At 43.6% G+C, this 26434-nt stretch carries 13 protein-coding genes; 3 read left to right on the top strand and 10 right to left on the bottom strand.

Annotated elements, in window-relative coordinates; translation table 11 throughout:
- Window positions 1–73: 73 nt before the first annotated feature.
- Window positions 74–4555 (bottom strand): hypothetical protein, encoded by a 4482-nt coding sequence (locus tag Q4561_RS11530; protein ID WP_303460484.1) that lies wholly within the window; start codon window positions 4553–4555, stop codon window positions 74–76.
- 190 nt (window positions 4556–4745) lie between these two features.
- Between Q4561_RS11530 and Q4561_RS11525 the strand changes: the two genes are divergently transcribed.
- A complete protein-coding gene (locus tag Q4561_RS11525; protein WP_303460482.1) occupies window positions 4746–5249 on the top strand; it encodes a hypothetical protein in 504 nt (167 codons plus the stop codon).
- On the opposite strand, the gene recD is transcribed toward Q4561_RS11525, so the two are convergent.
- From recD to recC, 3 genes are read right to left on the bottom strand one after another with little or no spacing between them, the layout of a single operon-like run.
- Window positions 5250–7355 (bottom strand): exodeoxyribonuclease V subunit alpha, encoded by a 2106-nt coding sequence (recD, locus tag Q4561_RS11520; protein WP_303460480.1) that lies wholly within the window; start codon window positions 7353–7355, stop codon window positions 5250–5252.
- On the bottom strand, window positions 7352–11506 hold the full coding sequence (locus Q4561_RS11515) for a UvrD-helicase domain-containing protein (RefSeq protein ID WP_303460479.1): 4155 nt from the start codon (window positions 11504–11506) through the stop codon (window positions 7352–7354). The genes recD and Q4561_RS11515 overlap by 4 nt, the downstream gene beginning before the upstream one ends.
- Complete coding sequence (gene recC, locus Q4561_RS11510; protein WP_303460477.1) at window positions 11503–15063, bottom strand: exodeoxyribonuclease V subunit gamma; 3561 nt, start codon at window positions 15061–15063, stop codon at window positions 11503–11505. The genes Q4561_RS11515 and recC overlap by 4 nt, the downstream gene beginning before the upstream one ends.
- 608 nt (window positions 15064–15671) lie before the next feature.
- Here recC and Q4561_RS11505 point away from each other — a divergent pair.
- Window positions 15672–16325, top strand: coding sequence for a dUTP diphosphatase (locus tag Q4561_RS11505; RefSeq protein WP_063456924.1), 654 nt, complete (start codon window positions 15672–15674; stop codon window positions 16323–16325).
- Window positions 16326–16432: 107 nt separating this feature from the next.
- Here the strand turns inward: Q4561_RS11505 and Q4561_RS11500 are convergent, their stop codons facing one another.
- From Q4561_RS11500 to Q4561_RS11490, 3 genes are all read right to left on the bottom strand, one after another.
- Entirely contained in the window at window positions 16433–18112 is a 1680-nt protein-coding gene (locus Q4561_RS11500; RefSeq protein WP_303460473.1) for an AMP-binding protein, read from the bottom strand.
- 270 nt (window positions 18113–18382) lie between these two features.
- Window positions 18383–22564: an EAL domain-containing protein gene (locus Q4561_RS11495; protein WP_303460471.1), complete on the bottom strand. Its 4182-nt coding sequence runs from the start codon at window positions 22562–22564 to the stop codon at window positions 18383–18385.
- Between the two features lie 165 nt (window positions 22565–22729).
- On the bottom strand, window positions 22730–24103 hold the full coding sequence (locus Q4561_RS11490) for a ribonuclease J (protein WP_303460469.1): 1374 nt from the start codon (window positions 24101–24103) through the stop codon (window positions 22730–22732).
- A 103-nt stretch (window positions 24104–24206) separates the two neighbouring features.
- On the opposite strand from Q4561_RS11490, the gene Q4561_RS11485 reads away from it, so the two are divergent.
- A complete protein-coding gene (locus Q4561_RS11485) occupies window positions 24207–24854 on the top strand; it encodes a YceH family protein (protein WP_303460467.1) in 648 nt (215 codons plus the stop codon).
- Here Q4561_RS11485 and Q4561_RS11480 read toward each other — a convergent pair.
- From Q4561_RS11480 to Q4561_RS11470, 3 genes are all read right to left on the bottom strand, one after another.
- Entirely contained in the window at window positions 24851–25081 is a 231-nt protein-coding gene (locus Q4561_RS11480; RefSeq protein ID WP_303460465.1) for a DUF2789 domain-containing protein, read from the bottom strand. The genes Q4561_RS11485 and Q4561_RS11480 overlap by 4 nt on opposite strands.
- A 65-nt stretch (window positions 25082–25146) precedes the next feature.
- The gene (locus Q4561_RS11475; protein ID WP_303460462.1) at window positions 25147–25497 is read right to left on the bottom strand and encodes a DUF2750 domain-containing protein; all 351 of its coding nucleotides are present in this window, start codon (window positions 25495–25497) and stop codon (window positions 25147–25149) included.
- Between the two features lie 16 nt (window positions 25498–25513).
- A complete protein-coding gene (locus Q4561_RS11470) occupies window positions 25514–26350 on the bottom strand; it encodes a LysR family transcriptional regulator (RefSeq protein ID WP_303460460.1) in 837 nt (278 codons plus the stop codon).
- Window positions 26351–26434: the final 84 nt, after the last annotated feature.

Here is a 26434-nt window from a genome sequence, read left to right as displayed (position 1 = left end):
GAGGACTTCAGACTACTCTGCTTGCTTCCTTTTAATAACTGTACGATGTGTCTGAATGTAGTTGCTGTAATAATTAGTCTTTTGGCAGGATCTCTAAGGTTCTTAGGCTCGTTAAATTTGTAATTAACATAGGTAACACACCTAAAACCGCGGCTAAGGTCGTGATTATTGAATCGAAGGCGATGTTGGCACTAAAAATCACTAATAAGAACAATAGCCCCACTAACATAAACAAAGGAGGTCGCAAATTGTGCCAAATACTAGAACGAGTTTCCGCAAGCCATTCCTGTATTTGCTTAGCGGGCTCTGCGGTTAACACAAACTGCCTGAAGCTCTCATTGATCAAATGCCATCCACAATCCCGATAAATGAGGCCCCGTCGCTGTAAATGGCCAATAATTTCAGCGCTTGCAGGGTTAAGCTTGGCGCCTTGCGCAAGTTGCAACAAAATGAGCCGCTCGTTAGTTGTACATTGCTCCCAGCGTAACCGGTAAGATGGGCGCGCATGATGAACAAAATACTCAACGATTTGCTGAGGTGACCAGTATTTGTCTAATTCCAATGCTAGTCGCGCCATTTTTTGTTCGGTGATATTCGTATGGTTTAGCCTATTGAGTAATTCATCAATATCTTCACCTTTACGTTTTTGCTTTATTTCTAAGTGATAAATTAAAAATGACTTTTGCACCGATTGTAGGTCATGCCAATGTGTGGACTCGTGCGACAGCACAGAAAACGCGGTGGGCGATGTGGTGAGGGTATTTTTCTTACTTGCCACCCAATGATAATGAATAGAAAAACTTCGAAGCAACTTACTCCACTGCCACAACTCGTTTTTACTCGGTAGGTGTTCCGCCTCGAAGGCAGGAAAGTGTGCCGCATGGCTGAGTAACTGCATGGGCGACATTTCTGATACCAAAATCAGATGACATTTACGCTGCTGCAAGGACTGAATTAAAGTGAATGCGGCTTCACGTTCGGTGAGATCAAGTAGCGCTTTGTTTAAACCTTTTAGAACTATAGTAGGCGTATCTTTATGGCTATCAATCTTTGCTATTTCTCGAAAATTTATTTCTTTTTCTCGAGTAAGCCAACCTTGAATGTCGTCCACTCTATTTTTGAAGATAGTATGATTTTGTTTTTTAAAAGCTTTTTCTAAGTCAGTTTGACTCAGTTGGCTAATAAATTGTATCTGCATATTCTTTGATTGGAGGGGTGACAATTGCTTCCAAATATATTCGCTTTCTTCTGCTTCAGATGGAGGCCGCAACCGGTAACTATCAAATAAATGTTCTCCAAGCAATTTACGGCTTATGAGCAATAGCGCAGCACAAAAGACACTGAAAATGAACACCGTGGTGATTAACACCAACTGATAAAAATAGCTGGCGCTAGATGCTCGCATGAACTTTTGAGCAGAGTAATGAAGCATCTTGTCACTTGTTGTGGTTAACTCCGTGCCCGCTTTAAATCGATACTCGGCAGCAGAATTCGTTTGTAAATTTAAACTACTGATAATAGCGTTGATAAAATTATCTGTGTTGTTGTTAAGTACGGACGAAAATGCTGTAGCACTATCAAGGGTCACCCATTCCTCCCTCTTCAAAGCAGGAAATATGGTTTTAAAAGGGATCGCGGAGGTTGTGCTTGCCAGGCCTTCTCTGTAGCTCGTTAGATCTTGGTGCATCAAAGCTCGATATTGCTGGTTCGCTGCCGAAACTTTTTGGTGCATCTCTAATAAATGCTGATTTTGAAAAGTTGCTTGCCCCTCTAGCATATAACTATTCACGCTGTTAACTAAAATAACGGCAGGTACAACGGTGACAATATAAATACTTCCCGCTAAGTACCAAATATAGCTACTTGGGACTCGACGACTCAATTCAGACAAACTACGGGGCTTTTTATTTGATAGCGTATCATCAACTCCTCCAGCAACAGACTTCATCCACATCAAGATAGTGAAAACAACGAATAGCCCTATGCCAATGCATGGAAAAATTAACGAATGCTCATTTGCGTGGGGGACGTGACTATGTGAAGTATTTTCCCCTCCAGAAAAAACAGACAAGGCTGTCAACATAAGGAAACATACAAAAGGTATGAAGAAAGGCATTTTTATTAAGGTGCTAGGCCTAAATAAATACCGGCAAGTCAACGCAGTAAATGACACCTTTTTACCCTGAGCTTCAACGGGCACAAATATGAATTGTAGAAAAATTAGTATGACTGTAAGCATAAGAAACAAAAATGCTAACCGTGGTAAAACCGAGTTAATAACTCCAATGGTGAAAAGTTGCATAGTACAAGCAGACCAAATCCACAGCGCCAACCAACGGTAGGTGGTTCGACTTACAATTGATGTATTAGCGTTTTGAGAGCTTTTAATCGTGTCATTGTCATCATTTTGATAATGAAACAATCTTGCCCATACCCCCTGAGAGCTCACATACCGGCATATTAATAGCAAAGGGATTAATATGGTCAGGTAGAGTATGACCGCAAGGAAGACAAGTAACATATTGACTTGCGATGCTTCCTCTTGATTATAAAACACCACAAGCGCCCATTCTGGTATTGCACTATGTAACGGTCCAATCACCATACTGTGTTCTGCCCCTCGATAATCTAAAAATAGCCGAGCGGGTTCATCTACATTGATATTTTTTAGGTTAGATATTGTGGTCAATAGTTGTAAATCATGACCGCTTTCCGCTACAAAATTTTCTACTAAGCTTCGCTCTTCATTACTGTGATAAAGCACTTTTCCTGTAGTATCAATCACCGCGTAGCCGATATTTTTTGGTAATATTCTGCGGTTCAAGCTAGTTAATAATGTTCCGATTGAACTGACATGCACTTTAGCTTCTTTTTCCCCTTCTCCCCCTCCTTCTTTGTCGCCGTTAAATGTACGTTTGAACACCAATTGGCTATTGAATCTCGCATCATCAATATTACGTATACGTTCAATGAAAAATTGCTGGGGCATTGTAATAGCGTCTATTAGAAGCTTTTCACAGCAACCTTTGAACACTTCGCCCTTGCCTACTAAATTAGCGCTTTTCTCGAATAATGAAATTATTGGGTAATTTTTTTTATAAAACTCACCAATTAGGTATGTGTCTAAGCGCCACATCGAGCCATGCCATGCACGCTGATAATATTCTCGTGTTTGTAAGTTCGTTTTTTTGGCGCTATACAAATTCTCGTGGGGACGAACAATCATGGGCGGCGACGTGTCTTCATAACCTGTCACAAACCCCTTGTTATTTAATAAAAACCAGTTTTCAATAAAGTATGCTTGACCGTTGGCTTCTTTTTGTTCGTTGATTAATCGACAATTGAGTAAATCAGTAGTTTCGTTGCTTTTGGAAATTGCCTCAAAAGATGTACACCCTGAATTATCTCCCTTTGAAGCTTTGTCAAAATAACGATGATCTAACTTAAGAAGTTGTGCTAACTCTATGGAAAAATCGGTACTGATTGCTCTATGTATATTTTCTGTATCAACCGCTTTTTGTTGGAGCCAATATCGAAAAAACAGTTGGTCACTTATCGCTATTGTGGCAACGCCTAATAATATAAATAATCCCAAGATACATTGAGTAACATCAGAACGTGTATAGCTATAGGTTGGTGCACAATATTGAATTTTGAGAATAGGGAGCGTTGCAACTAATAGCGTTAAAAAAAGCACTATCCATAGTGCGGTATTGTTTCCAATTTTAAGGTTATTGAGAACCACCTCTTTTTTTTCTACGAAGGCTAGCAGATAGAGGGTCTTCGAATCATCTTTACCTCCAGCGTTTAGGTCAGTAATTGTAATGGGTTGCCGATAAACTCGAAGATAGAGCCCGGCGATTTTCCTATCAACAGAATCACTCGCCTTTACCCCCCGCCCTCTAACTTTTTCATCTTGGCCGGTCGCTTCGCCGCTTTCTTCGTTTTCTCCCAGTAATTCTCCTACGTTTGAAAAGCGAAGATCAGACAGCGCTTTAGCTAAATTTCTATGCCTTTTTTCCGCTATTACCTCCCCTTTATCATCACTGATAACCAATAATGGAAACGGGCTCAAGTGTTTTGAAATAAGGTCAGCGATGGGTACTGTTACTGTTTTATCCTTTGCTTCAGACCTTACTTGAATTTTAAAAGTGCGAGACTTAGCATCGAATTCCACATTGGTTATACTTCCTTCGTTCCTAGTGACACCTTCAGTACTGACACCATTCTTCTTTTCACTTTCAGGCGTATCTACTATTCCAAGGTGTTTAAAGTTTTCGTTCGAACTGATACGCTTTTTAAAATCACTTTCATTTTTAGTTTTAGTTTTAGTTTTAGTTTCTCGAGGCTTAATTTCTTCTTTCACGCTTGTTAGAAGCATATTAATAGATTGCTGTAAGCTTTTACCGGCCTCATTTAATTGTCGAAGATAACTATGATTTTGTTGTATTTCATTCTGCTGAATACGAAGAAAGTAGTAGGCTGCCCCCACTAAAACAATAATGAATAAAAAAAGGGTGTAGCGTTTAAGGGCTTCATGTTTACTTGCGGGCATAATCCATACATCCGTGTCGAATTAAGATGAATAAGTATGGAACAACCAACCATATTTGTACATTTATTAAACAATTATTTCAAGGTAGCTTAAGTTTGAAGGAACATTACCCCATTTTGATCCATATCAACGCGTAAATACGCGAGTTAAACCACACTACCCATATCCTGAAACCACAGTGACAATGTGTATGCTTTCGTTAATTAGTAACAGCAATACAAATCAAGATATTCGCCCTGAAAGCCATGGTTTGTATAAACTTGATGTAAAACGAAGCGCTAATATTGCGGTTGCGAGTAAGCCAGTTTTTGGTGCGAGTATCACCTTTCATTCTGAATTACTTACTTATGAGAGCTTTATTGCCAAGCCTGAAAATATAATAGGTTGGGTAGATATGAGAGGGCTTAGTTATTTTAGTGTTTGCTCAGGCCAACACTCTTTTGAACTAGGCGCGAATGGGCACTCCCATGCTAGTTCAAATGCTAATTCAAGAACTAGTAAAGGTGAAATCTCGGAAACAAATTCATACAGAAGTAGTGAGATAGGAAACAAGGCATCTACAACGCTGCCTTCACAATTTATTACTGTTGAAAATGGCATACTGCGTTTTACATCGGCGCTTCGCATATACCTGCTAGCGAAAACGCCGAAAGACATTCATCAATATGGATTGTGTTACTTCACGCCAGTGTAATTATTCATCATGCAACGCATTATTCTTAATTGCTTCTGACTTAATTGCCTCTGACAAGCCTGAAAAACGCTTATCGCGCCGCTCTACCATTTTGCTAAATGTTGTGGTGTTCGCTATAACCAAACACCCATCTTTCGCTCGGGTTAGGCCGGTGTAGACTAACCCACGATGAAACAAGCCCGCCGCTTTTTCGCTTTCCGGCCTAGGCAGCAATAACACCACATATTTGAACTCTGAGCCCTGCGATTTATGTATTGTCATTGCAAATACCGTTTCAAACGCAGGAACCCGAGATAACGAAATTGAACGTAGGCCACCATCTTGAGTTTCAAACCAAGCCAATAGTTTACCGTTAAGATCAGGCCAGATAATCCCCACCTCACCGTTCGATAAGCGCTGTGGATGATTGTTTTTGACAATCATAATGGGTTGGCCTTGGTAGAAAAAACCTTCTCGACGTTTAATGTTGTGTTTGATTGCATCGAACACCAATGTATTTAAACCTTCTACACCCATGTCGCCTTTTCGAACTGGGGTTAACCATCGCACGCGATTGAGTAAACTGAGCGCTTCTTTGGCGCTTTGCGCTTTAAACACAGGTTCGTAGCTTTCTTGTGCCAGTTTTTTTAACGCGCTGGTTGTGAACCGGCTTTCGGGTTGGATAAATACACCATCTTGTAGCCAGTGGTTTTTCTCGCTTGCGACTCTAGATTTGACCGTGGGAAGCTTATCTGTCAAAGCCTCTGAATGCATAGCATCAAGCGCCTGTTTACTTTTTCCGGCCTGAATAGCGGTAGCAACTTCAGCCACCTGCCCTTTAAATCGCTGAGGCGCTTGCAGGGTATGTACCCAGGTTTTAGCATTCTCGTTCACGGGCAGCAAAGGCAGATGTGGGCAAAGGGTGGCGATATGCTGGCGTAGCTCGCTAGTGACTGCGCCTAAGCTATGGCTATTGTCATGTACACCTGTTTCGGCAAACTCTGCTTCGTCACTATCGTGTACAAGTTGCTCAAGTACGTTACCTAGCTCTACAGCAGGCAGCTGATCGGCATCACCGATAAAATACAAACGGGCATGAGGCGGTAAAGCGCGAATAATTCTAGCCATTAGCGCCAAGTCGACCATGGACGCTTCATCCACAATAAGCACATCCAGCATAAGCGGGCTTTGCTGATTGTAGCGCGTGGCGATGGTGTGTTCCCGCAGTCCTAACAATCTATGAAGCGTAACCGCATCGGTAGGTACACTGTTTAACAGCTTGTCATCTACCTTACCCCGTAAGGTTTCCAAATTACCCACAATAGATTCGGTCATGCGCTGCTGCGCTTTTCCGGTTGGCGCAGCCAGTACTATGCGCTCATTCTGGTTACATGCTTGCAGCGCTAATAGCAGCCTGAGTACGGTATAGGTTTTTCCTGTGCCAGGGCCACCGTTAATTACGCTAAATTGTTGCACTAAACTTTTCGCCACCGCGACTTGTTGCCAGTCTTGCTCATCAGTGGTGTTGATTGGAAACATAGCTGGCCATAACGCTTTAACCCGAGATAGCCCGTCTTCGCTTAGCGCTGTTACATGCGTTCGACTTGCAATACTGGCAGCAATTTCTTGTTCAAAGTTATAGTAGCGGCGGCTGTACAATTTGCCTGATTGATAAACAAATAGCGGGAATAGCTTGTTATTCTTGTCATCTTTTTCACTACCCAGTGCTTTTTTAATCACACTGATCATTTCGGTCAGGCTCGGAAATACGTAACCTAATTTGCGAGATGATGTATCTGTACTTGATTCTGTAGGAGCAGGTTCAGGTTCTGCTTGTGACTGATTAACAGTGCTGGGTTCAAGTTCGGGCTCGCCCTCTGGGTCACTCTCTATGTGGCTCTCTGTGTGGCTCTCGGGCTCAACAAACAGTCGAGTCCCTGCGATTTCAGTCAGTAACAAGCAACTGTGGCCGCTTCGCTGCATAAATGACAATGTCACCAGCAAATGTAACCAGACGACCTGCTCAGCGTCGGTTAGTTTTTCGCAATGCGCGAACTCCAGGGCTACAAAACGATCGATTGCTTCAATACCGAAAAGTTGTTCTAAATACTCGTTACTATTTATCATAGGTCCAACTCCCCTTGTACTGCATCGGGCGATGGGTCATTTGAGGCTTGCTCGTCTGAAAGCGCTTCGCTTGAAGCTTCGTTATTTAAAGACTTCTGGGCTGAGGGTTCTTGCCCTGAAGCCTCGTCTTCCACAATCTCTTGGCCTAAAAATAAGGTATCTAGAGCTTGCAGTGTTATGGAATCTATCGGCGTGAAAAAGACGCCCTCCCCGTTCGTATTGCTTGGATGCATGCCCCGTAAATACAAGTAATATACGCCGCCAAAATGCGCTTCGGGTGTATAGTCAACAATCGCATTCTTAAGATATCTGTGCAGTGCTAAGCAATAGATTAAATACTGTAAGTCGTACAAATGATGCTGATTATTGGCGTTTAATGCTTGAGGCATATAGTGCGATACGCTATCGCCCAGCCACGTAGATTTATAATCGGCAACATAGTACTTACCTTCATGGGTGAATATTAAGTCGATAAACCCGTGCATCATGCCTTCAAGAGCCGACATCATTAAAGAAGGAACAGGCTCGGCCTGAACAGGCTCGGCCTGAATAGGCTCTGCCATAGATAAACTGGTTGCGGATTGGCCACCGTTATCTAATACAAGCTGCTTTGCCACAGACTTTCTATGTTCAAACAATATGTGCTTTAGTTCACTCCATTTACTGTCGTTCATGGGAAAGTAAAACTCTGCTTCCCGAAGGGTTTGCCCCAGTGAAAGGTCTGACAGGGTTAAATAACTTGGCGACTGCTTTGTACCCAATGGCGTAGCCAGTACTTCGTCTAACCAGGTATATAAATCTTCAGTACGCGATGCTTCTAACCCAAATCTAACGGCGAGTTCAGCACCATTTTCATCCCAATTGGGCGCTGAAAAGTCGTTAAGCTCAAGTAGGTCATGTAGTAAATTACCGGCGCTCGCCCCTTTTTGTAAGGTAAAGCGTATTTGGTTCTCAGAAACGACTTCACCAGAGACAACCTCAAAACCATCATCTGATGTTATCTCCTCGTCTCGCACTGTTTGCATAACAGGAATACTAGGAACTGTTTGGCTAACCTCTTTTGCTGCTTGGCTTGCTGACATCACCGTCATGCGGCTAATGGCCGAGAAAGAATACAATCGCCAATCTTCGCTACTTGTCCCTTCAAAGGTCAACGTACTTAAGGGGACAACCGTTTCTGTGCTGTCAAAGCTTGAGTACTTTTGCGCTAGTGAATCGGCACTAATATGAGTGGCGTGAGCATCGGGTTCACTAGCAATGGCGTCTAGCATAGTGCCCCAATCACGCCCTTCATCGTCATTGATGTTAAGTGCATGGGCAAGAGCGCTTTTTTCATGCCCGTCTAATGGCAATACGCCCATATAACACCGATGAGCAGCACGAGTAACGGCAACATAGGCTAATCGCATTTCTTCTGCGGCGCCCTCTTTGCGTACCCGTTCAATTGCCGTATTAGTGCGGCCCAATTGCAGCTGCAATTCTTGGCTCTGTTCGTCGTAATAGGTGAATATTTGCGAGTAAGACTTTCCGCTTTTCGCTGGATCTCGATAACCTGTAGCAAAGGGCACAAACACAATGGGATACTCTAGGCCCTTAGAGCCATGCTGAGTCACCAAGCGTATTAACTGGCTGTCACTTTCTAGTCTAAGGGTCATTTCTTCATCGCTTTCAGGCTGATGAATTTGCTTGTGTAGCCAATCAAGCAACTGCTCGGGGCGCTGATGAGTTGCCCCCGCTTTTTCTAAGGTTTCCGCTAAATGCTGGTAATTAGTAAGAGCGCGCTCTACTTCAGCACCATATGGCGTGTAGTTTTCTTGCATCAGGTGCAGCAATACACTCATACAGCCTTTTTGCAGCCACATATCACGTAATGAGGTGACCTTGTCGTAAGCCTCATCCCATAGCGCATCGTCTTCGTGATACAACAAGTTAACGAGGGTTTGCGGAGTGTATCCCCATAAAGGTGAAGCCAAACTAGAGGCCACCTTACTAGTATCAGTGTTGTGCCACACACCATTAAGTAACCGCAATACATCTTTGGCCTCGGGGGTAGCAAATAAATTACTTCTATCGCTTAAATAAACGCAGGCTAAACCCTGTTGCTGTAATACATATTTAATTACCGAGGCTTCGTTACGGTTTTTTACCAATATGGCAATATCGGCAGGTTTTACTGGCCTAGCGGGTGACTTTTCATCTACAAAAGTCACCTCATTAAACAAACGGTAAATCTCTTGAGCTATCCACTGCGCTAACCCACGACGTAGCGTATTCGCATCACTTTTTTCATCTAAACTAAAACTCACGTAATTCATTGCATCACGTTCATCATTAGGATCGTGAAGTGGGTGAGTTGCTGCCGCGGCTTTGGGTGTAAATTCCACTGGATTGTATTGAATATTAAAGCCGAACACATTTCTAGGGCTAGCGCTAGGCGCTTGTACTTCGGACGATTGCGGAACCGGCGCACCGTAAAACAACCGGTTATAGGCCTTCACCATACCGGCCACCGAACGCCAGTTGGTATTCATTACCCAGCGATAATCCGCCTGCTGCCCTGCTTTTAAATAAGTAAAAATGTCGCCGCCCCTGAAGCGGTAAATCGCTTGTTTGGGGTCACCAATCATAAGTAGCGCGTTGTCACTGTTTCGCTTGCTAGCACCTGATTCAACGCCAGAGCCTGATTCAACACTAGCAGTCTCTTCGAAAGACAGGCTGGACTCGAAGCCTATGTCTTCTGTAGCATTCACATCGCCGCCATTGGCGTCCGCTTTGGGGTAGACCGCATCTAAAATGGCGTATTGCTTGGCATCGGTATCTTGAAATTCATCAATTAAGGCAACGGGGAATTTCTTTCTAAGCTCGGGCACTAAGCTGTTATTAGGCTTAACCACTTCATCGGCGAGCATACGAATAAGGTCGTCAAAATCGATAACCCCAAGTTGCTGCTTTTGCGCCGCCACATTGGCTTTAATAAAGCTAATGGCGTCGTTAACCAGAGTAAAAACGGGAATTTTATCTAGGTTATCTTGCTTTTCTTTGCATGCCGCTAATATGGCATCGGCAAAGCCTTTAATAGGCGCAAGAATTTCTTTTACCCCAGACTTGTTTCGACCAAACCGGCGGCCATCAAGAAACGCGGCGCCCTCTGGCTGTAACGGCTCATATTCAGCGCTTTCAAGCCAAGACTTGAGCGCAGCGAGTTCAGGTGTGCGCACTGCCTTGTGATCAGGCTTTTTAAGTAATTGCTCATGTATGAGCGTTTCGTTATCCACAATATTATTAAAATGGAACGTAAACTGTGCAGGCGCAGTACTCTCGTTTTCGTGCAGGCTAGCGGTAAACGCCTTTTCTATGGTTTCTTCATCTAACAAAACCGGTGTAAGCGCGCTTCTTACACTTGAAGAAAATTCATTTAATAGGCTGTCTGGCACATGCCAGCCTTGTTCAGCCAACAACAAGAAGTCGGCTTCATTCTGTGAGACTTTTCTTATCCAATCTTGCGCCGCTTGCAAATAAAGGTCGCTAGTGTCTTTGCTTAAGTTCAGCGCCATTGCAAAACCACTATTAAACGCGAGTTGCCCAATTACATGCTGGCAAAAACCATGAATAGTAAAGACAGATGCATCATCGAGTTCTAATTGAGCGGCTTTTAGCAGAGCCAAACTGTCTTTAGGTGAACAGGCCCGATATAAATGGGCATAGACGGGATCGGTACTGTTTAATAGCGCAGCTAAGTCAGCGTTTTCATTTGAACCGCTATCACCTATTCCAGCGCTATTGTCATTCTCATCAGTTGTACTGCTGTCACCTGGTTCAGAGTTATCGACTTGCAGGCACGCTTCCCAAAACGCGGTGGCTTCTCGTAGCGTTTTGGCCACACGGCCTTTAATTTCTTCGGTGGCCGCTTTGGTGAAGGTCATCACCAATATCTCTTTTACGTTAAGTTTTTTCTCTAACAATAAGCGTAAGTATAAACGCGTGATGTTATAGGTTTTGCCCGTGCCCGCACTGGCTTCAATTAAATGCCTTCCTTTTAACGGCATGGCTGGCACGTTTAGCAATTTAGCTTCTCTTGTGGACGAGGCTCTTGTGGACGAAGCTTTTGTGGACGAAGCTCTTGTGGATGCTTCACTGTTAGAAAAGCTCATAACTGCTCCTCTGATGAAATGTTAACGACCAACGCAAACAATAAAAAAGCGGGTGTGGTTGGCACATTTTCCCAACTCACGCCATCAGGAAATAACCATTTAACATAAGGGTTACTCGCGATATCAGCGGTAAATTGCCCTGATGACTGTAGCCAATTTTTAAGTATGCGCTGGGCATCATCACTGGCAAAAAATGCGCGTATATCAGGTATGAGCGACTTGCCAAGTTCTTCCGTGTCTTCAGTATCAACACTGCCTAGATCACCAATATCTTGTGTACCTTGGGCTTCAAGGTTAGCAAGAAATGTGGGTAAGGTGACTTTGTTTGCCAAAAGGGTGCCAGGTGATTTCTTGGTGCCATTTACTACAGAACTCATTAATGAGCTATACACAGGCGTAGGGGCGCTTAATATGCCAACGAATAATGATTCAATACTTAACAAAATTTGGCGGGCAGTGTTTTTGTCAACTGCTGGAAACGTGCGTTTCATTAGCTTAGTTTCACCTTTTACCCAATCGCAGTAAAAGATATCTAGCGGGTATTGAGTGTGGGGTGTTACTTCATCGCTTGCGCTAAACACAAGCTGGGTCATAAAGTACCCTAAGGCTCTTATATCATTCACCTTACCTGCGCACGGCTGCATTAAGCTTTTTCCGCCTTCAAGCGCACTGGCAGTAAAGGTAAAATGGTTGCCTGCAAATTGCGCTCTTTTCGGTTCGGCATCATGAGGCCCCATCGCTTGGGTAAGGGCTACCGCGCTTTCCTTCCACAGCTCTAGCTCCTCTTGAGCCACAGGATTATTGGGAATGTCACCACGAAGCGCGGCGAATTGCACTACTTTATCGCTGTGCTGAAGGGTTGCCGCATTCGCATCATCAAATGAAGCACTGGAAGAAAACATAGCATCGAGTACTTGGTATCGTACTAGCGCATTTGTTTCAAAAGGTTCGCTATTGTCTAGCAAGGTGAATGACTGGGATAAGTTTACCCCTAATCGCTGCTGAGAAAAGAATTCTAGTGGGTCGCGAAACGCCCGTGCCACCTGCATACACTGAAAGCTGGTGTTTTCAGGTGTGCTGTCTACCGCTATTGGCGTGAGTGAACTTTCTACTTCAGGGCTTTTTTTGTCGGAGCTTACGGTTTCGGCGGCAGTCGAAACAGCATCACGCAGTGATTGGGCTAAGCGCAACCAACCCGTTTCATAACTAGGAAGTGTGCCGGTAAACGCACTTTCACTGAACGGGTGCAATGGCGCATACTTTAAATATTGACCAATGTTTACCTGATAGCCCGTGTCTAACATATCCAGAAATTCACCTAACACCAAGCTAGGCTGACGCTCACTGTTATTTTTTACATCGTTACCTTGGTAGCTTAAATACAGGCTTTCTCTGGCCGAGATAATCGCTTCTAAAAACAGATAACGGTCTTCTAAACGACGGGAACGGTCGCCCACTCTTCTATCAGGCCCCGCCATTAAATCGAGACCTAACGGCGTAGATTTACGAGGAAACTCGCTGTCGTTAAGCCCTAATATGCACACTTTTTTAAACGGGATACTACGCATTGGCAGCATGGAACACACCGTGACTTGCCCCGTCATAAAGTGGTTACCTGCATCAGGAGATGAAAAACGACTTAGCAGTAATTCCCTCACCTGACGTAAACTTAACTCGTAGGTATAACCTGCTTCTTCACATCGAGCAGCCAAATCAGCGGCCACTTTAGCAATAAGATCCCAGCTGTGCTCTTGCTCTTTGGTTGGGGTAAAGCAGGTATCACGCAGTGCTAATAAATCGGCACCCCACGCATTAGGGCTTCGCGGCGTATTAAGCTCAGTGGCAAATCTGCCAAGTAGCTCAATAACATGGATAAGCTTACCTAGAGTTACCGTCGACTGCCCCTCCACATCGGGAATGGTTAGCATGTCATCGATAATGCCTTCGCTATCAGGCGCTAACATGCCTAACAATAAACGCCTAATTCCCCACCACCAGCTGTAGGTGTTTTCATGGGTGGCCCCTGCCGATACATTGGCTTTGTGGCTGCCGTCTAACCCCCAGTGAATATGAGCTTGCTTAAGCCACACTGTCATTTGATCTATATCGTCTTGTGCAATACTAAAGCGCTTTTGTACCGCATCTAGTTGCAAGTAATCGACAATATCTGATACGCCAAAGCGGCTATCTGGCAAATGAAGGAGTGTCATGTAAGCGGCAATAAGAGGCTCAGCATCCATGGGGCTTCTATCGGCAATAGAACATGGCAAGCGCACTGGCCCATTGCCCCCTAGCGGTTTGGTTCCCACACGATGAAATACCGTGTCTACAAACGGGGCATAGTTTTCTATCGCGGGGCACATCACCAGTACATCTGATGGCGTTCTTGATGCATCTTGCGATAACCAGTGCAGTAAATGATCGTGCAGCACCTGAACTTCACGTAGCGCTGAATGGGTACACATAATGGTGACACTGTCATCATTGTTTTCACAGGCGTCTGCTTTTGCGCTCTCTATACTTGCGAAAGGCGTTGCCGGTAACGCTTCTAGTATATCGTTATGAATTTGGTTCAGTAATAAGATTTCACCGCTTTCACTATCAGCTGGAATGGGGGCATCGAAGGCACTGACTTCAAACGTGTCTAAATCGGTGAGCAAATTAAAAAGCTCTCTACCCTGTTGGCCCAAATTACCTAATAACGGGTTACTTTGATCCGTCTGCATCCATTTCTCTAGCCCGTCCATGCGCAGCTGCCTTGCGAGTTCGCTATCGCTTTTCGCATCGCCCCAGTAATTAACACTGGGATTCAAATGAAAAATATGAATATCAATGTGCGCCGCTAGCGCATCGAAAAAGGCAATCAACTGCGGCGCCATGGTGTTAATAGCAAACACCACAATACGGTTGGGTAATTCGCTAACGCCGCTTTCAAGATGACCGTCGTTATTTAACGCGGTAAGGGTAAGTTGGTGCAGCCTTGCTGGGTGCAAAGGTTCTTGCTTGGCGAGATGACGCCATATTTCACTTTGCCAAATTTCAGACTCATCATTGGTTTTGCGCTGGTTTTCTTCCCATGCAAACAACCAATCTGGACGATATAACAAGTACTGCTCGAACACATCGGCTAATGCGGTTGCCAATTGCAATCGCTGTACGCCCTGCTCTTGCTCACTTCCCGCTTGTAACCAGTACTTATTTACCTGCTCGAACGCTGCTGTAGATTGTAGAGATGGTTCCTGTCCCGCCGCCTCTAGTAATATGGCATCAATACGCCATGCAAGCACTTCACGTCGGTAAGGCGACTGCTTAGGCACTTTATCTTTACCCAACACTAACCTTGCCGTGTTCCACATAAAGCGAACCGGTAAAGGAAAATCAAGGTTCATCGCCACGCCTTGCTCTTTAGCAAGTTGCATACTTACCCAATGCTGCATGCCTGGGCTTTCTACCAGTATGGTTTCAGGAGTGAAAACGCCATTAGGTTGATGCTTGATTAGCGTAGTAAGAAGGAAGCTGAGGTGTTCAAGTTTGTTCGATGGATAAAGCGCGAGCAATCGGAAAATCCTTTGTCGTATTCAGCGGGCATTATGATAATGAGTGTATCGTAATTCAATGCTTAGGTAAGCTGAAATTAAATAGATTTTAGGGATAATATTTTGGCGCGAAAGAGCTGAGCGTTTGGGTTGTTTCTTGAAAGGAGTGGAGAATAAAAGAAAAAAAACCCATACAGGCCTCAGGACACGAAAAACCTGTATGGGTAAGGTTTACGGGCTACCCAGTAGCAACGTGAATAAGCGTTGCCTGGCGCTCATTCACGTTAGCGCTACTGCATAACACAGTTAACAATTTTTATTTTGCAGATAAGATGCCAACTTTTATATATAATGAATACAACAACTTAGCTAAACCTGTATTTTATATAAGTCTTTCCTTAGGTTGTTCATGGTGCAGATGCACCATTTATGCACTGCAAAATTAATCACTTTCACATACTAAACCTGCAACTGACATCCTACAACTCAACTACAAATACATAATGCTAAATAAGTATTTATTAGGCATTCACTGCATCTGCACATTGCAGTACAATTTCCCCTATAAGAAGTTAAGTGTTCGGCAACCCAATGCTTAATGTAATAAAGACACCTTTTTAGGAATGTAAATGCTTACACAACAACAACTTGCCACTATGCTTGCGCTGCAAGACAAAATGAACACAAAAGTTAATCCCGATTGGATTAACGCTGGATATGGTTATTTGCGAGCAGCCATGGTGGAATCCGTTGAAGCGATTGAGCACCACGGTTGGAAGTGGTGGAAAGCTCAGCAAAAAGATTTGCCACAGCTTCAAATGGAATTGGTCGATATTTGGCACTTTGCCCTATCTGCTTGCATCATCGATTCTGAAGGTGAAGTCAGTACTGCTGCTGAAAGTATTGCCGCACAATTAGCTTTAGGTGATGTTATCGTCACTTTCGACGGTAGAGACTACCAACCAAAGCAGCAATCGCTGTTAGACAACTTAGAATTAATGACAGGGCTCTGTGCCGCTAAACGTTTTAGTGTGCCGCTTTTCATGGAAATAGTTGAACAGTGCGATATGCATGCCGACGAACTTTATCGTCAATACGTGGGTAAGAATGTTTTAAACTTCTTTCGTCAAGACAACGGTTATAAAGAAGGCACCTACAAAAAAGAGTGGCAAGGTCGTGAAGACAACGAACATTTAGTGGAAGTCATGAATGACTTGAACCTGTCAGACGCTAGTTTCAGTGATAACGTGTATAAAGGGCTTCAAGCAAGATACACCGCGTAATTTAACTGACATTGCGCTAGTTGCTTTTTAACTAGCTGTAACTACAAAAAAGCCGAGCATATTACTATGCTCGGCTTTATCATTATTCACGCTGCTAACCTATTAAGTTAAGCGTCTACCCATACTAATTTTTCTTTGTATTCACCTTGAATTACAATGTCAAAACGCTCTTCAAGCACATGACGTTTTACTTTGAGTGTAGGGGTAAGTAAGTCGTTCTCAATACTCCACTCATTTTTCATGATAACCACACGATCCATCACTTGGTGGCTCTCTAGCTTCGCATTGATTTGTTCAAAGGTCTTTTTAAGGCTAGCTTCAACACTTGCCTTATCATGTTTCTGCGCTTCTTCACTTAATACCAACAAGGCGACAGGTTGAGGCAAGTTATTCCCCGTAACACATACCTGCTCTACAATTGGGTTTTCCATGAATTTAGCTTCAATAGGCGCTGGTGCTACGTATTTACCCTTGGCTGTTTTGAAAATATCTTTCAATCGGCCGGTAATCTTAACGTAACCGTCTGCATCAATAACACCTTTATCGCCCGTGCGAAGGTACTTATCTTCAGTAAAAACTTCTGCTGTTTTGTCTGGCTCAAGATAGTATTCCAGCATGTTACAAGGCGCTTTCACTTGAATTTCGCCTTCTTCTGAAATACGAACATCAACGCCCTGATACGCTTTACCGATACAACCAATTTTGTCGTGGCGGAAAGGCACGCTGCTAGTACCGTAGGCACTGTTTTCTGTCATACCCCAACCTTCTGAGATATTAACACCAATTTTCGCGAACCACTCAATAACAGCTGGCGCTAACGGCGCTGAACCACTGGCCCATAATCGCGCACTGTCGATACCAATTCCTTTACGTACTTTCTTCGCCACCAATTTATTGATAATTGGGATCTTCAATAAGGTATCTAGTTTCTTCTGTGGCATTTTAGCCAATACGCCCATCTGGAACTTTGTCCAAAGACGAGGCACAGAAATAAACAAAGTAGGCTCACAATGAAGTACATCACGTTGGAACGACGATAGCGTTTCAACAAAATGAATTTTACCACCACTGTAATAGCTGGCTAATTCAACCAGTACACGCTCGGTAATGTGCGCGAGAGGAAGATAACTTAACAGTCTATCGTCACGGTTAACGCTAAGTTGCTCTAACGATTGCTGTGCAGCCCAACAAATAGTGTAATAACTATGTACTACCCCTTTTGGTTGGCCCGTGCTTCCCGAGGTATAGATGATTGTCATAATGCTGTTCATATCTTGAACTGGCGAACCATCTATAGGTGAACAATCGATAAACTCTTTCCATTGTTGCTTGGTATCAATGTTCGGATAAGGAAAGGCAACCGTATTATATTCTGATGGGATAGAGGCGACTTGCTCAGCAGTATTGTCTAATTTACCCACAAACAATAACTGAACATCAGCATGTTTAAGCACATACTGAATGGTGTCTGGCCCGGCAGTAGAGAAAATTGGCACTGAAACGTGCCCTGCCATCATAATACCTAAATCGGCAATAAACCATTCGGCGCAGTTCTTAGAAAATATACCGATGCGGCTGCCCGCAGGCAATGCCATTTCTTCAAGGCGTTTTGCCACGCGGCGAGCTAGGTTGCCCACCTGCTTCCACGAATAATCTTGATATTCGCCATTAATGGGCTGAGTAAGGAAAACGTCGTCCCCACTGGTTTGCTCCCAGTGGTACAACATACTTAATGGCGATTTTATCACTTCAGTGCTGTTTGCATTTGCTGTCATGTCTAGCGGCATAGGTCACTCATATGTTGTTATAATGTAGCTTATATTTACAATCATTTCACAGATGCCCTAATAAGCCTTATTTTCTGGTGAATGACAAGCTTTTTAAACGCACGTTTACATTTGATGCGATGAATGGCGGGGCGTAGAGGCTGAAATTTATATTTCTTATAGTTTAGACTTAACTTCTATGATGATCTAATACGCAGAAATTTTGGGCAAATACGCCATTTTTGCAGGAAAACTAATGCCTAATTATTAGCGAAAATACGTGTTAGGCCTTCACCATTCTTTAAACAAATAGGGTGAAATTTCGCTCGCGGGCACAGCCTTAGCGTATAAGTACCCCTGATGTAACACGCACCCCTTACTGATTAAGCTCAATGCTTGCTCTTGGGTTTCTACTCCCTCTGCCACGCTTAACATTTTTAAACTACTGGCGAGGGTTATGGTGGTCGTCACTAGGGCATCATTTGCATTGCCTGGTGCCATATCATTCACGAAGCTCTTGTCTATTTTAAGTACCGAAAGCGGATAACGTTTTAAATAGCTTAATGACGAATAGCCTGTACCAAAGTCATCTAATGCCAAAATGAACCCGGCGTCGACAAACCGTTTAATCTGACGTAACGCATTGTCACTGTCATCCATTAATACGCCTTCGGTTATCTCGAATCGAAACGCTTCTTTAGGTAAGTTAAATTCTTCTAGCAGTGCAAACACACTGTCTAAATCAAATTCGGTTTTAAAGTGAAGTGCCGACAAATTAACTGAAACAAACCCTCTGAACCCTTCATCATACCAAGTGGAAAGATCGTAGGCCGCTCGACGCATTGCGGCGCGAGTTACATCGATGATATACCTAAGCTCTTCTAAGACAGGAATAAACACATCAGGGTAAATAGGGTTGCCGTCTAGTTCACCCCGCAGTAAGAGCTCTACCCCTATGGTTTTGCTTATTTGGGTATTGATAATGGGCTGATAATGGTTGAAAAAGTTACCTTCAGAGTATGCTCGCTTAATGAGGTTCTCTGTCACCAACCGTTGTTTTGCTCTGTCGTTCATGTCTTTTGTAAAATAGGTGAAGCCACTTAACGTGTCTTTCTTTGCAGAATACATAGCAACATCAGCTTGTTTGATCAGCTCGGCAGGCTCTGTTGCATCATCTGGGTAAAACGCTATCCCCACACTACACGAGACTCTTAATACTTCGTTTGCCAACGAAATAGGTGTTTCAACCGACTCTATCAACTGTGTCACAAATGAATTCAGCCCATCTGTAGACTGCATATCTTCAAGCACTATAACAAATTCATCGCCGCCTAAACGGGCCACAGTGCCAGCATCAGATGCTAAATTGCGCATACGATTTGCTACGACTTTTAGCAGTTTGTCGCCATAGTCGTGGCCGAGTGAATCGTTAATACCTTTGAAGCGGTCTAAATCAACAAATAATACTGCCACGTACGTGTTTTGTTTGCGTGCGCCCGCAATCGCATGCTCTAACCTATCTAACAGTAAACTACGGTTAACTAGCCCTGTTAAGCTGTCGTAATTCGCGAGTTTTAATAGTTTACGTTCTGCCGTTTTTTGTTCAGTGATGTCAGACACAACAATTAAATAATGTGCCGCTTGCTCACCTTCGCTATCGCCTTCTACAGCACTAACGTCTATCAGTACATCGTATTTTTTACCATCCGCGCCTTCGATAACCGCTTCGTCTTTCCAAAACTCGCCGCCTTTTAGGTCACACAGTTTTCCGCATAGTTGCGATTCAAGAGTGGGGTACTGAGTGAAAAGCCGTTCAATTTGCTTTGCTAACGGCTCTTTGGCGTTGAAACGAAATACACTCTCAAAGGCTGGATTGGCTGCCACGGGCGATTTCTCTTTATCGAAAATTAACACCCAATCGCGGGTTTGCCGAAACGCATCGTTAAACAGCAATGCCTGTTGCTGTGCTTTTTCCAAACGAAATAGCTGACGTTGGCGAGAGACAACGTAAGCAATAATGAATAATAGTATGATTATCACGTAACTGGCATAAGCGAAGGGAGAGCGCCAAGGAACGTAAGGCATATCGAAGGTTAACGTAGCAGGCAATATTGTATATTCAACACTGCTGGCCAACGGCCCCACTGTAAAACGGTATTTACCGGGCTCTAAGTTGGTTAATGTTAGCTTGTCATCTTCTGATACCCCTTCACTCACCACTTGGTTATTGCGTAATAATGTGTAGTGATATTTAGGGTTTCCCACGCCATTCATCGATAATGATGAAAAGTTAATGGTCATTCCATAATCTAGATAATCAAGGTCAATATGTTGCCCATTCAAATTGCCTAATCGCAGCGGTAATTCCCGAGAGTCAACACTAACGTCAGTAATGGCGGTTTGTCTGGAAATGAGATTGGAATTATTGCCTATCTGTTTCAGCAACGCGGGTGAAAACACCACAACGCCGGAAGTAGAGCCGTAGGCTAATCGCCCATCAAAGAGTTCGGCAGATGCGCCTTCATTAAACTCGGATACCGATAGCTCTCGGCCATAGATAAAATTTTGTACTTTTTTTGAGGCTGGCGAATACCGGTGCAAACCCGAGTGGGAGCTAAACCAAATATCCCCATTACTGTCTTTTTGTAGGCCGTAGACGATATTCGAAAGCAATAAATTACTTTCGTTCAGCTTATAGATGGGTTCGAACGTGTCGGCATCTACGCCAAACAAGCCATACCCACTAAATGCCAGCCAGAGTACCCCTGCATCATCGATAACCCAAGACGTGATTGAACGTTCGTTGGCCCGTTGTTTTTCTGTAAATCGATATACAAGCTCGTGTTCTAAGGTATTAGGATCTACAAGCCACAACCCACCCGCCATCGCAAGAAACAACCGGTTGTCGTGATATGACGATGCGCCAAGAAAGCCAATAGCGAAATTAATATCAAATATGCTTTCATCCAATTGAATAATATCTAACTTTTGCGCTTCTAGGCTATAGCGGTAATAGTGGTTTCCGACAAAATACAAATAGCCATCTGAGCTTAATGCAATACTTGAATTCCATGCATCGAACACATCATCTTCGGCCGGTGCTGTAAGTGGCGGAACAGTTAGCCTTCCAGTACTAGGATCGAACAATCGAATTCCCATATACGTTTGAACAAACAGCCTACCATCACCGGTGGGCACTAACTTTTCAACTAGCCACTCTCGTTCGGCCACAAACTCATCATCAGAAGTAATAAACTGCTGCGATGTTTTGGTATTAAGGTTGAATCGATTTAGCCCATCTTCTGTGCCAATCCACAGGGTGTCTTTGTCAGTTTGCGCTAACGACCACACTACACTGTCGCTTAACGTTGTGCTGGTATCATTACGGTTATTTTGAATAGCATATATTTCAGCGCTTTTAACCCCAAAGTAAAGTGCGCCCGCGTAAACAGAGCTTAACCAAAGGTTACCTGAATGGTCGGTTTCAATATCTACGATTTGCTTGTCTGAGAGTTCAGTTCTCCCATTGTGGGGTTCAAGTATATGCTCATTGACCCACGTATTTTGTTGCAGTTGCAGCTCGAACAAACCTTCATTAGTGCCAAACCAAAATGCGTTGTCGTCTCGCTGTCTCATCGTCCAAACATTGCGGCTTTTCACCACTCGTTGAAACCCTGACGGTTTTTCATTTAAAAGGTGAGAGAATAATTCGCTTTTTGTGGTTTGAAATAAACCATTTACCGTTCCTACCCAAATTCTATTTTGACCATCTTGCATCAAGAATTTAGCATTCAGGTTGTCATCATCTGGTTGAATATTGTTAAGGTAATCAACTGGTATCGCTTCCCCATTGGGGTTTGATAAATCAAGGGCGTTCAGCCCATTACTAGTGGCCAGTAAAAGCCAATTATCCAAGATAATAATATCTCGAATGAAAATTCTTTGGGCAATCAGCGCTTCATCTAACGTAAATACCTGCTTGTAACCCATGCTTTGAGTATCAAAACGAATGACTCGCTCTGGCATGGCGATAAACAAGGTAGTGTCGTCTTGCCAAAAAAACTGACTGACTTCTTGAAACCAATCTGGCTGCGTTGAGTAAGGTAGGGCAACTTCTATGCTAATGGCTTGAGTTTCAAAATCGAGGCGGTAGATACCCGATGCGTATGTGCTTATCCACAACGCCTTGTCACTTTCCACGCTAATTTTATTGATTGCAGCGTTAACGAAAAGATCATTCGGGCCTTTAATCACTTTGGTGTGAACCCCATCCCAGCGCACTACGCCACCGTCTGTGGCTATCCAAACAAAGCCATCTTCGTCGATAGCAATATCATTAACCACATCTTGCGGCAGGCCATTTTTAGTGGAGAGTGATTGAAACACTGGATTAGAAAGACGGGGAGGCTCAGCGTAGCTACCAGTACTAATAAAAAAAGCTGTAAATAAAACCGAAATTAGAAACCAGCGCATGGTAGCTCGTCGTAAATGATGCGTTATTATTATTTTTTATAGTGTATCAGAATGTTTGCACAAATTGCAGCCAGTTGCCGTAAGATAAGCGTCGTCTCATTTTGCCTCAATTCACCTCTGCTTGCTGTAATCTCTCTATTCGTCTTAATTTACTCAACTTATAGATTAGCGGTCTTGTTGAACTGGAATGCGCCCTGTTTTGACCACTTGCCTGCGAATACTGGGTTGTGGTGCTAACCGGTACAAATCACCATTTTGGCCCACATAATGTTTTTTCACACCGCATTCTTTTGCAATCATGGCGTGGGCTTTAAGGTGTACCTCCTCGCCATGTACCGGAATAGCAATTTGTGGTTTAACCCAGTGATACATGAGTTTAAGTTCTTCGGCGCATGGGTGCCCGCTTGCGTGGATAGGCAACTGGCTATCTTCGCTCATGATCACCTTAACCCCGCGAGCACTTAGCACACTGTTTATCCGCTTAATGCTATCTTCATTGCCTGGAATGGCAATAGCGGAATAAATAACAGTATCGCCTTTATCTAATTGTAGATGAGGGTGGCTGTCATTGGCCATACGAGAAAGCGCGGTGTTTTTCTCACCTTGGCTGCCCGTTGCTACCGCTAACACTTCATTAGGGGGTAAATAGCCTAAATGAAACGGATCAGTAACCGGTAAATCGATAGGCCAAATGCCCTGTTGGCGGGCAATACTGTACATATTGATAAGTGAACGCCCGTATAAAGCCATATAGCGCCCGGTTTTTTGGGCCACCCGCGCAAGGGTAATAAGCCGGGCGATATTACTCCCAAAACAGGTAACGATTACCCTGCCCTGTTGCGGTTTTATCGTGCTCAATAACCCGTCATAGCAGTTTCGTTCTGAAATAGAAAACCCCGGCTTTGTGGCATTGGTCGAGTCTCCAACCATGGCCAGAATATTTTCGCTGCCAAGTGAACGGTAAGTGTTGCTGTCAAAGGGCTTACCGGTTATGGGTTGGGCGTCTATTTTCCAGTCAGCAGTGTGCAAAACCGTGCCCGCCGAGGTTGTTATTCTCAATGCATAGGGTTCGGGTAGAGAATGAGTAACCGAAAGCCAACTAACGTCAAAAGGCCCTAGTGTTAGAGTTTGCTCTGTGGCTATTTCTACAATAGGCACTTTATTCACTAAATTGGTTTGCGCAAGTTTACGGCGTAGCACTTCGGCAGTAAAAGGCGTGGTATAAATTGGGCATTGAAACCGCGCCCAAATATAAGGTAGCGCACCCACGTGATCTTCATGAGCATGAGTGATAACAATGCCTGCAATATTTTCTTTTTGTGCGGCAATGAAGGTGGGATCTGGCGCAACGACTCTGTGATGAGTTTGCTTGCCGGTTCCATGGTAGCGATATGGAGGGATAAGCGGTTCGTCGAACGATACACCGCAATCGACCATTAACCACTTCCCGTCATGCCCATAAAGGTTTAAGTTCATGCCTATTTCTCCAGTTCCACCTAACGGTAAAAACCAAAGCTCCTCTTTTTTGGGCGTTATCAAACCTTAACCACTCCTTAAACTACTTACAGGTTAGAATATAAAACTTCCATTAGAGTTGTTACTATACTTTCATACGCAAATACATAAAGACCGAATTTCTAATATGGCCACGACGTTATCTGATATGGAAGCACGGGTTATTGGCGTATTGCTCGAAAAGTCTGTCACCACACCTGAGCAATACCCTTTGTCGCTAAATGCACTCACCAATGGATGCAATCAAAAAAGTAACCGATTTCCCATCACTCAATTTACCGAGGATGAGGTAATAGCTTTACTCGATGGATTAAAAAGCAAGCGTATTGTTCAAGCCTCTTCAGGCTATGGTAGTCGAGTAGATAAATACTCTCATCGTTTTTGTAACACTGAATTTGGTGACATTAAACTCAGTGATCATCAACAAGCTATTATTACCGAGCTATTGCTGCGCGGTGCACAAACACCGGGGGAACTACGAGGTCGCTGTCAACGATTAGCACAATTTGCTGATATAAGTGATGTAGAAGCCACTATTAGCAGTTTACTTGCCTACCAACCCGATCCGTTAATTTACGCTTTACCCAGAGAAGCTGGTAAAAGGGAAATACGTTACAACCACACCTTCTGCGATTTTGATGGAAAGCAGGAAGAGCATAACAGTGAGCCGCAAAAAACTGACACCGTCGAAGCACTTAGAACGTCTTTGCAAGAAGTGAAATCCGCAGTAGCTGTTTTAGAAACCAGAATTAATAAACTCGAAAATGGCGACTAATGCAAACGTACATTGAGTTGGTCGATAATTTCGGCCCAATCAGCATCATCTTCGATGGCCGTTTTCAAGAAAGTCGCTTGGCTTTCAGACCAAAAGGGCGCTTCAAAAATATGTTGGCTCTTATTTAAACCTTTGTGCGTTTCAATAAAACTGTCTATCGCTTCATCGCTACTGTCTAGCCCTAACTGTTCAAACAAACTGCTCATAGTCGGTTGTTCAGTAAACATGGTAGCTCCTCTTCAATCATGATAATCCGTTAATATTGAAACGCTAAAAGCAAATGATGGGATCATTAAATTTGCTGTGCAAATTCCTCTGGTTCCATCACTTCACCTTCCTCTCCTGGTACCGGACAAACCATAACCGTAAGGTTATCTTGTGTCATGCCGCCCACCCATTTAGTAAGAAAGTCTTTGGTAGAGATTTCCATCGCTTCACAGTCTGACCAATCTTCAGTTGCCCATAGCAAAGCTAGAGATGATTCTGGCCAAACAGGAATGCCATCTTCATCGTCTGTCGTTAACATCACGCAACCATGTTCATCTTTAAGAATGAAAAGTTTGCCCGAGGTTTTAATTAATTCAACGCTGGCTTCTAAACGTTCAAAGGCGTTCATTTGTAATAATGGGTGTTGTATCGTCATAATTTTCTCTTTGCTGTTAGGCTGGATGTAAAGAAGATACGCTAGTAATTAACGCTTCAAGCCCTACACGCCTGACTTGTTTCATGGTGTGAAGATACACTTTCATCGTTATACCTTCTAAAGGCTGTATTAGCGAAATAGGCGTCGTTGGATCAAGTTGATTCACTGTTCCTTCAGGAAGTACCGCAACACCACCTTCATATTGTAGGTTATTAAGTGCTAAATTCAGTGAATTTGTCCGCAGTTTCGCGTCTCTTAGTTGTGGGTATAAGGTAAGTAATAAATCGCGAGCCTTACTGCCCCAATCGATAGCAACAAACTCTGCGGCATCGACCTCGTTACTACCTTCGCCAATGCGATACAAACCTAATTGGTTTTCCAAAAGCACTTCACTTTTCACTTCTTCTGATTTTAAAGGCTCTGTAGAAAAAGCTAAATCGGTGACCCGTTCGTGCAATTGACGAGACAAGCCATCGAGTGAAAGCACTTCAGCTTTTACCGACCAATCAGGAAACGTGTTGTGTAGGTGGCTTAAGGTTGTTGGCAACATTAATTCGCTGGCGAGTTGAGTTGCGCCGCACACCACATATTCTGAAGACTGAATTTGTAGTTCTTGCTTGGCTTCATTAAGGGTGCTGCATAGCTGGCGAGCGTAAGGTAGCAACTTTTCGCCTGACTGAGTTAGCTGAATACTATTGCGCTGTCGAATGAAAAGCGTGGTGTGGAAGTATTCCTCTAACAGCTTGATCCGCGCACTTACCGCAGATTGCGTTAGATATAAATTTTCAGCTGCTTTGCCAAAATGGCGCGTTTTAGCAACTTCAATAAATGTGGTGAGAAAGCGTATATCCATGCTTCTTACAAAACCGATAAATAAGTGAATGTAAACTGTCACAGATGATACGGCATGTAAACACAAAAGCACAGCAACGCACTG

This window comes from Alteromonas sp. 1_MG-2023, from assembly GCF_030547075.1.
Classification (GTDB): Bacteria; Pseudomonadota; Gammaproteobacteria; order Enterobacterales; family Alteromonadaceae; genus Alteromonas.
Note: the sequence above shows the minus strand (reverse complement) of the source record. Positions and strands in the feature narration are given on the sequence as shown.